The organism is Mycobacterium sp. (genome assembly GCF_049647605.1).
Classification (GTDB): domain Bacteria; phylum Actinomycetota; class Actinomycetes; order Mycobacteriales; family Mycobacteriaceae; genus Mycobacterium.
In genome coordinates, this window is record NZ_JBARXZ010000011.1 from 18,968 (window position 1) to 27,038 (window position 8,071).

7 protein-coding genes are annotated in these 8,071 nt (G+C 66.3%); 6 read left to right on the top strand and 1 reads right to left on the bottom strand.

The window, feature by feature from the left end; translation table 11 throughout:
* Positions 1 to 3: 3 nt before the first annotated feature.
* The 3 genes from WBB07_RS01475 to WBB07_RS01485 are packed head-to-tail and all read left to right on the top strand — an operon-like array spanning position 4 to position 5,985.
* Positions 4 to 4,866 (top strand): NAD-glutamate dehydrogenase, encoded by a 4,863-nt coding sequence (locus WBB07_RS01475; protein WP_526304046.1) that lies wholly within the window; start codon positions 4 to 6, stop codon positions 4,864 to 4,866.
* 31 nt (positions 4,867 to 4,897) lie between these two features.
* Complete coding sequence (locus tag WBB07_RS01480) at positions 4,898 to 5,311, top strand: acyl-CoA thioesterase (protein WP_526304048.1); 414 nt, start codon at positions 4,898 to 4,900, stop codon at positions 5,309 to 5,311.
* A complete protein-coding gene (locus WBB07_RS01485; RefSeq protein WP_526304050.1) occupies positions 5,299 to 5,985 on the top strand; it encodes a DUF8010 domain-containing protein in 687 nt (228 codons plus the stop codon). Before WBB07_RS01480 ends, WBB07_RS01485 begins: the two co-directional genes overlap by 13 nt.
* Positions 5,986 to 6,046: 61 nt before the next feature.
* On the opposite strand, the gene WBB07_RS01490 is transcribed toward WBB07_RS01485, so the two are convergent.
* A complete protein-coding gene (locus WBB07_RS01490) occupies positions 6,047 to 6,442 on the bottom strand; it encodes a globin (protein ID WP_526304056.1) in 396 nt (131 codons plus the stop codon).
* 162 nt (positions 6,443 to 6,604) lie between these two features.
* Here WBB07_RS01490 and WBB07_RS01495 point away from each other — a divergent pair, with 162 nt between their 5' ends.
* The 3 genes from WBB07_RS01495 (at position 6,605) to WBB07_RS01505 (ending at position 8,005) form a co-directional block, all read left to right on the top strand.
* Positions 6,605 to 7,252: an HNH endonuclease signature motif containing protein gene (locus WBB07_RS01495; RefSeq protein WP_526304052.1), complete on the top strand. Its 648-nt coding sequence runs from the start codon at positions 6,605 to 6,607 to the stop codon at positions 7,250 to 7,252.
* Positions 7,253 to 7,326: 74 nt separating this feature from the next.
* Entirely contained in the window at positions 7,327 to 7,539 is a 213-nt protein-coding gene (ctaJ, locus tag WBB07_RS01500) for an aa3-type cytochrome oxidase subunit CtaJ (RefSeq protein WP_526304058.1), read from the top strand.
* The gene (locus tag WBB07_RS01505; protein WP_526304054.1) at positions 7,526 to 8,005 is read left to right on the top strand and encodes a DUF5130 family protein; all 480 of its coding nucleotides are present in this window, start codon (positions 7,526 to 7,528) and stop codon (positions 8,003 to 8,005) included. The genes ctaJ and WBB07_RS01505 overlap by 14 nt, the downstream gene beginning before the upstream one ends.
* The last annotated feature ends 66 nt before the right edge of the window (positions 8,006 to 8,071 follow it).

Below are 8,071 nucleotides of genomic sequence, written 5' to 3' on the forward strand. Positions count from 1 at the left end.
CTCATGTCGGTGAATCCGGGTGCTACGGGTTTCGAGAGTTCGGTTGACCTTTCCAAGGTCACCCCGGATCGAGGTGATGCGCTCCGGGACGCCTATCTGGCGACCTATCGCGGACCCCACAGTGACGCTCCGGTAACCAACGCCGACACCGCGCCCGTCGCCCATGCCGGCGCCGATCTGGTCCCCACAACGCTGGTGGCAGCCCAGGTCGCCCTCGCCGCGCGGCGCTCGCCCGGAGAGGTGAACGTCGCGGTCGTCGACGGCTCCGAGGGGGTCGCTCCGGCCCTCCAGGTCGTCGCCGATCACGCCGGGATGCAGATGGATTCGGTGACAGTGATGTTGCACCGACTCGGGGTGTCCTACACCGCGATGATGAACCCGGTGATGCGGGTGCGTCGTGATGGTGACGGGGTTCTGGTCGACGTCCACCCGAGCACCGCTGCGGACGATTCAGGACTGCCCGAAGAACGCTGGATCCACATCGAGCTGTCCCCGTCGGTCAACCGCGACGCACTCGCCGAAGCGGTGGCCTCATTGCCGCGGGTGCTCACCGACGCCGGGCAGGTGGCGGCCGATGTGGTGCCGATGGGCTCGGCGCTGCTGGGGTTGGCTGCGTTGCTCGACGCCGATGACGATCAACGATTCCCGGGGCCGGACCGCCATGACGTCGCCGACCTGCTGCGGTGGCTGGCCGACGGACACTTTGTCCTGCTCGGCTATCAGCGCTGCCCGGTCCGCGACGGCCGCGCGTCCGTCGATGCCGCCAGCCGGCTGGGCGTGCTGCGCTTCCGCGACGACGTGTTGCCCCAGCTGACCAGTGCCAACGATCTGTTGGTGCTGGCGCAGGCCACCATCCCGAGCTTCCTGCGTTACGGCGCCTACCCGTACATCGTGGTGGTCCGCGAACACCAAGACGACGACGCAGCCGTCGAAGCCATCGAGCACCGCTTCGTGGGGCTGTTCACCGTCGCCGCCATGAGCGCCAACGTGCTGGAGATCCCGCTGATCTCCAAGCGTGTCCACGCGGCGCTGGCGTTGGCCGAGAACGATCCGAGCCATCCCGGTCAGCTGCTGCTCGACGTCATCCAGACGGTGCCCCGCTCGGAGCTGTTCGCGTTGTCGGCCGAAGAGCTGCGCGATATGGCCATGGCGGTGATCGGACTCGGGTCGCGGCGCCGGGCGCTGCTGTTCGTGCGTGGTGACCAGCTGGGGCACTTCGTGTCCTGCCTGGTGTATCTGCCCCGTGACCGCTACACCACCGCGGTGCGGCTGGAAATGCAGGACATCCTGGTCCGCGAATTCGGTGGAATCAGCATCGACTACGCCGCGCGCGTCAGCGAATCGCCCTGGGCGCTGGTGCATTTCACCGTCAAGATGGAGGGTGGCACCGACCCGGCCAGCATCGACGTCTCCGAGGCCAACGAAAACCGGATTCAGGATCTGCTCACCGAGGCCGCCCGCACCTGGGGGGACCGCCTGCAAGGCGCGGTGGCCGGAGGTTCCATCGATCAGGGCCGCGCCGACCATTACTCGGCCGCGTTCCCCGAGGTGTACAAGCAGGCCGTCACCCCCCTGGACGCGATCGCCGACATCGCCATCATCGAAGAGCTGCAAGATAATTCGGTCAAATTGGTGTTCGAGGACGCCAACGACGGTGGCAATGCCCAACTCAAGTGGTACCTCGGCGGGCGGTCGGCGTCGCTGAGCGAGCTGCTACCCATGTTGCAGAGCATGGGCGTTATCGTGCTCGACGAGCGGCCGTTCACCGTCACCCGGCCCGACGGCCTGTCGGTGTGGCTCTATCACTTCCGGATCTCACCGCATCCGACCATCGCCCCGGCCAAGGCCGAGGACTTCGCCGACGTGGCGCAGCGCTTCGCCGATACCGTGACCGCCATCTGGCACGGTCGCGTCGAGATCGACCGGTTCAACGAGTTGGTGCTGCGCGCCGGCCTGACCTGGCAGCAGGTCGGCATCGTCCGGGCCTACGCAAAGTACCTGCGGCAGGCGGGTTTCCCGTACAGTCAGTCGCACATCGAAACCGTGATCAACGGCAATGCCGCGACGGCGAGTGCTCTGGTGCAGCTGTTCGAGGCGGTCTTCGATCCGGACCTGGCCGAGGCCGACCGGTCGCAGCGGGCCCAGTTGGCCGCCGCTGCCGTCGCCTCGGATATCGACGCGCTGGTCAGTCTCGACACCGATCGGGTGCTGCGGGCCTTCGCCTCCCTGATCCAGGCCACGCTGCGGACCAACTACTTTGTCACCAAGAGAAACTCGGCCCGCAGCAACGGGGTCCTGGCGATGAAACTCAACCCCGGACTGATCGACGAACTGCCCTTGCCGCGGCCACGTTTCGAGATCTTCGTCTACTCACCCCGGGTGGAAGGTGTGCACCTGCGGTTCGGCAGTGTGGCCCGCGGTGGGCTGCGGTGGTCGGATCGTCGCGAGGATTTCCGCACCGAGGTCCTGGGTCTGGTCAAGGCGCAGGCCGTCAAGAACGCCGTCATCGTCCCGGTGGGGGCCAAGGGCGGCTTCGTGGTGAAGAACCCGCCGCTGCCCACCGGTGATCCCGGCGTCGATCGGGAGGCCACCCGCAGCGAAGGTGTGGCCTGCTACCGGCTGTTCATCTCCGGTCTGCTGGATGTCACCGACAACGTGGAACAGACCAGCGGGGACGTGCTACCGCCGGAGCGGGTGGTGCGCCGCGACGGCGATGACGCCTACCTGGTGGTGGCCGCTGACAAGGGCACGGCCACGTTCTCCGACATTGCCAACGACGTTGCCAAGTCCTACGGGTTCTGGCTGGGAGACGCCTTCGCCTCCGGCGGTTCGATCGGCTACGACCACAAGGCGATGGGCATCACCGCCAAGGGCGCATGGGAGAGCGTCAAACGGCACTTCCGCGAGCTGGGCGTCGATACCCAGGCCGAGGACTTCACCGTCGTCGGTATCGGCGACATGAGCGGCGACGTGTTCGGCAACGGCATGCTGCTCTCCGAACACATCAGGCTGGTCGCCGCCTTCAATCACCTGCATGTCTTCCTCGACCCGACACCTGATGCGGCGAGCAGTTTCGCTGAACGCCGCCGGCTGTTCGAGCTGCCCCGGTCCACCTGGGACGACTACGACAAGTCGCTGATCTCGGCGGGCGGCGGGGTGTACAGCCGGGAGCAGAAGTCGATCCCGATCAGCCCGGAAGTCCGCACCGCGCTCGGTTTGGGAGCAGATGTCACCGAGCTGACCCCGCCGGCGCTGGTGAAAGCGATCCTGCAGGCGCCCGTCGACCTGTTGTGGAACGGCGGAATCGGCACCTACATCAAAGCCGAGACCGAGTCCGATGCCGACGTCGGTGACCGTGCCAACGACCCGGTGCGCGTGAACGGAAACCAACTGCGCGCCAAGGTTGTCGGCGAAGGTGGCAACCTCGGCGTCACCTCGTTGGGCCGGGTGGAGTTCGATCTGGCCGGTGGACGGATCAACACCGACGCCCTGGACAACTCCGCGGGTGTGGACTGCTCCGACCACGAGGTCAACATCAAGATCCTGATCGACTCGTTGGTCACCCAGAACAAGGTCGATCCCGCAGCACGCACCGCGCTGTTGGAGTCGATGACCGACGAAGTGGGCGCACTGGTGCTTGCCGACAACGCCGCACAGAACGACCTGTTGGGCACCAGTCGGGCCAACGCACCCAGCCTGCTCAACGTGCACGCGCGCCAGATCAAGGATCTCGAGGAGAGCCGCGGCCTCAATCGGGAACTCGAGGCGTTGCCCTCGGACAAGGAGATCCGGCGCCGGACCGAGGCCGGCCTGGGGCTGACCTCACCGGAACTGGCAACCCTGATGGCGCATGTGAAACTGGCGCTCAAGGACGAGGCGCTGGCCAGTGAACTGCCCGACCAGGACGTGTTTGCCTCCAGGCTGCCCGCGTACTTCCCTGCGCCACTTCGGGACAACTTCGTCTCCGAGATCCGCGGCCATCAACTGCGCCGTGAGATCGTGACCACGATGCTGGTCAACGATGTGGTCGACACCGCGGGCATCAGCTTCGCCTACCGCATCACCGAAGATGTCGGCGTCGCGCCGGTGGATGCCGTGCGGACCTTCGTCGCCACCGACGGCATCTTCGGCATCGGTGACGTGTGGCGACGCATCCGCGAAGCCAGCCTGGAACACAATGTGCCGGTGCATGTTTCGGACCGGATGACATTGGATCTGCGCAGGCTGGTCGATCGTGCCGGACGGTGGTTGCTCAACAACCGCCCGCAGCCGCTGGCCGCAGGCGCTGAAATCAACCGGTTCGCCGCCAAGGTCGCCGCACTGACCCCGCGGATGCCGGAATGGTTGCGCGGTGCCGACAAGGCGATCGTCAACAAGGAAGCCGCCGAGTTCGCCGCCTACGGCGTCCCCGAGGATTTGGCGTACACCGTCTCCAGTGGCCTGTACCAGTACAGCCTGCTCGACATCATCGACGTCGCCGATATCGTCGAGCGAGATGAGGTCGAGGTCGCCGACACCTACTTCGCCTTGATGGACCACCTCGGGACGGATGGGTTGCTGACGTCGGTCTCGGGACTGCCCCGCGACGACCGGTGGCATGCGCTGGCGCGGTTGGCCATCCGCGATGACGTGTACAGCTCCATTCGAACGCTGACCTTCGACGTGCTCGCAGTGGGGGAGCCCGACGAGAGCGGCGAGGAGAAGATCGCCGAATGGCAGCACACCAACGGGTCCCGGCTGGAACGTGCCCGTCGCACCCTCACCGAGATCTACGAGGTGGACGAAGGGGATCTGGCCACCCTGTCGGTGGCCGCTCGCCAGATCAGGAACATGACACGATCCCAGGGATCGGGGTCCAACAGTTGAGGGTCCCCGAGCAGGGTAAGGGCGGTCGCCCATGACTGAGGGCTACGTTTCGCCGGTACCGGTGCGCTGGTCGGACATCGACATGTACCAGCACGTCAACCACGCCACCATGGTGACCATCCTGGAAGAGGCGCGGGTCCCGTTCCTGTCCCCGGCGTTCGGTCCGACCATCACCACCACCGGTCTGCTCATTGCCGAGGTGAAGGTGTCCTACAAAGGGCAGCTGCGGTTGATGGACTCGCCGCTGCAAGTGACGATCTGGGTCAATCGGTTACGGGCCGTCGACTTCACGCTCGGCTACGAGGTGCGGTCGGTCAGCGCCGAACCCGGCTCCAAGCCGGCGGTGATCGCCGAAACGCAGCTGGCGGCGTTCGACATCGACGAACAGCGGCTGGTCAGATTGTCACCGCAGCACCGTGAATACTTGGAGCAATGGGTCCGATAGGCGAACGAGGTGTGTGGCTGCCCGATCCCGCGCATCGGGCAGACCTCGCAATGTTCACCGAGCGGGCGCACCGGCTCGACGACGCCGCGGTGGTGCGGCTTCGGGTACGCCGCGACGGACTCTTGGGCGCCTGGGTTGTCACCAACTTCGATGTGTTGGCGACCCGGGTGGTCCAAGGTTCGATCCGGCCCGACGATCTGTCGGCCGGGGCGGACTCCTTGCTGCACGGCTTGCAGGCGGCCGACGAGTCTGGCTTCGCCGAGCCGGGTTTTGCGATGGACTCGGCTTGGCGGGGGGCGCTGCCGCCGGAAACCGGCTTCACCCACCTCGATGACGTGCCGGCCCGGGTGATGCTGGACCTCGCCCAACGAGGTGTTGCCCTGGCCCGCGAGCACGGCAGCAGCCAGGGGCCTCCGGTGTCACTACTGGATCAAGAGGTCATCAACGTCAGCGGGGGCGGGCTCAGCGTCGGGATCCCGATGCGGTGTGTGTTCGCGCTGACCGCGATGCGCTTCCTACCGCAGTCGGGCAAGGGCGGCGACGAATTCGCGCCGGAGTCGGTGGCCGCCGACGAGAAGGTGCGGGTGCGGGTAATGCCGGCCTGGCTGCGTATCGACGCCCGCTTCGGCTCGGTGTATCGCCGCCGGGGTGATCCGGCGCTGGTGCTGCGCTGATTCAGAAACTCCGGGGCTGACTCAGGAACGTCGGAGTTGGCTCAGGAACGTCGGAGTTGGCTCAGAACTCGGAGTTGACCATGGACTGCGCGGCCATCTCCAAGTAGTCCAGCAGTGCCTTGCGGTGGGTGTCGTCGAGCGTCCGGCTGTCGATCTCGGCGACCGCGGTGTGCATACAGCGCAACCAGGCGTCCCGCTCCAGCGGGCCGATCCGAAACGGGACGTGGCGCATCCGCAGGCGCGGATGCCCACGTTGCTCGGAGTAGGTCCGCGGGCCGCCCCAGTACTGCTCCAGGAACATTCGCAGCCGATCCTCGGCGCCGGGAAGATCGTCGTCGGGGTACAGCGGTCGCAGCACCTCGTCGTCGACAACCTGCTCGTAGAACCGCGCGACGATCTTGTGGAAGGTGTCGGCGCCGCCGACAGCGTCGTAAAACGATTGTGGGTCCTCGGGCACGGTTCCATTGTGTACGTGTCGGTGGTTGCGATTACGCCGGCCCCGGATGTGGTTGCCGCCGTTTGAGGTGGTCACTCGATGTTCACCTGATTGACCTGCGTACACCGCCGAAATTGTCGTGCGGGATGTACCGATCCGTGGTGGACTGTCCGCGGAGGAGCAATGGCCCAGCGCAAGCGCAACCAACTGAATAAGGTTGGCCACCACGCTGCGGCAGGCCGAACCGGGTCTGCTGCGGCTGCAGTGCTGCACAGTGTGGACACCCTGACTCCGCCCACCGAGGGGAACTCGGTCTGGGGTCGGCGCCGGGTGCTGCTGCTGAACTCGACCTACGAGCCGTTGACGGCCTTGCCGATGCGGCGGGCAGTCGTGATGCTGTTGTGCGGCAAGGCCGACGTGGTGCACGACGATCCGGCCGGCCCGGTGATCCACTCCGCGACACACACCATCGTCGTCCCCTCGGTGATCCGGCTGCGCACCTTTGTGCGAGTTCCGTACCGGGCTCGGATCCCGATGACCAGGGCCGCGCTGATGCACCGCGACCGCTTTCGCTGCGCCTACTGCGGGTCCAAGGCCGATACCGTCGACCATGTGGTGCCACGCAGCCTCGGCGGCGAGCATTCCTGGGAGAACTGCGTGGCCTGTTGTGCCAACTGCAACCACCGTAAAGCCGACAAACTGCTGTCCGAACTGGGCTGGGCACTGCGGGTCACCCCGATGCCGCCGAAGGGCCAGCACTGGCGTCTGCTGTCGACGGTCAAAGAGCTGGATCCCGCATGGGCACGCTACCTCGGCGAGGGCGCGGCCTGAATTGCATGGCTCACTCCGACAGCGTGTAGTGGGTGGGATAAATTTGACCGGTGACCGAAACCGCGATTACCCACATGGTGATGGGCGGGGTGCCGCTGCTGATGCTGGGGCTGCTCCTCGCGTACTACATGCGCAAGCCGGCACCGCACCCGGCGGAGTACAAGATGACCGAGGAATGGACGCACGCACCGATCCTCTGGGCGGCCACCGACGAAGTCATCGGTGACGCCCACGGACATGGTTCGAACGAATTCTCGGTGGGAGGTGGCGCAAGTGGCAAGTGGTGATCACGGGACGCAGGTCTCGACGATCGATCCCGCAGACCTGCCCTACGGGTGGGCGGTGACCTACAGCGGTCGGCTGTCCGGAGTCACCGAACCGGGTGAACTCTCGGAGACCTATCCGTTCTCCATCGACCAGCGGGTCGAACTCGACGAAGCTCTCAAGTGGGGCTCGCGGGCATCGAAGGCGCGCTTCGCGGTGTACATCGGTGACCTGGGTGCTCCCAGCGCCGCTGCCGCCCGCGCGATCCTCGCCAAGGTGCCCACACCCGACGAGGCCGTGCTGATCGCGGTGTCGCCCAATCAGAAGGTCGTCGAGGTGGTCTACGGAGCCGGCCTGCAAGGGCGCGGCGCCGAGTCGGCAGCACCGCTGGGTGTGGCTGCGGCGACCTCGGCCTTCCGGGAGGGCAACCTCATCGACGGCCTGGTCAGTGCCGTCCGGGTGATGTCGGCCGGTATCTCCCGCCCGTAACCGGGCCCCCTTCAAGACGAGCGCGCGGGTTTGCACGCCGACACTCCGGTGTCGGCCGTGCACACC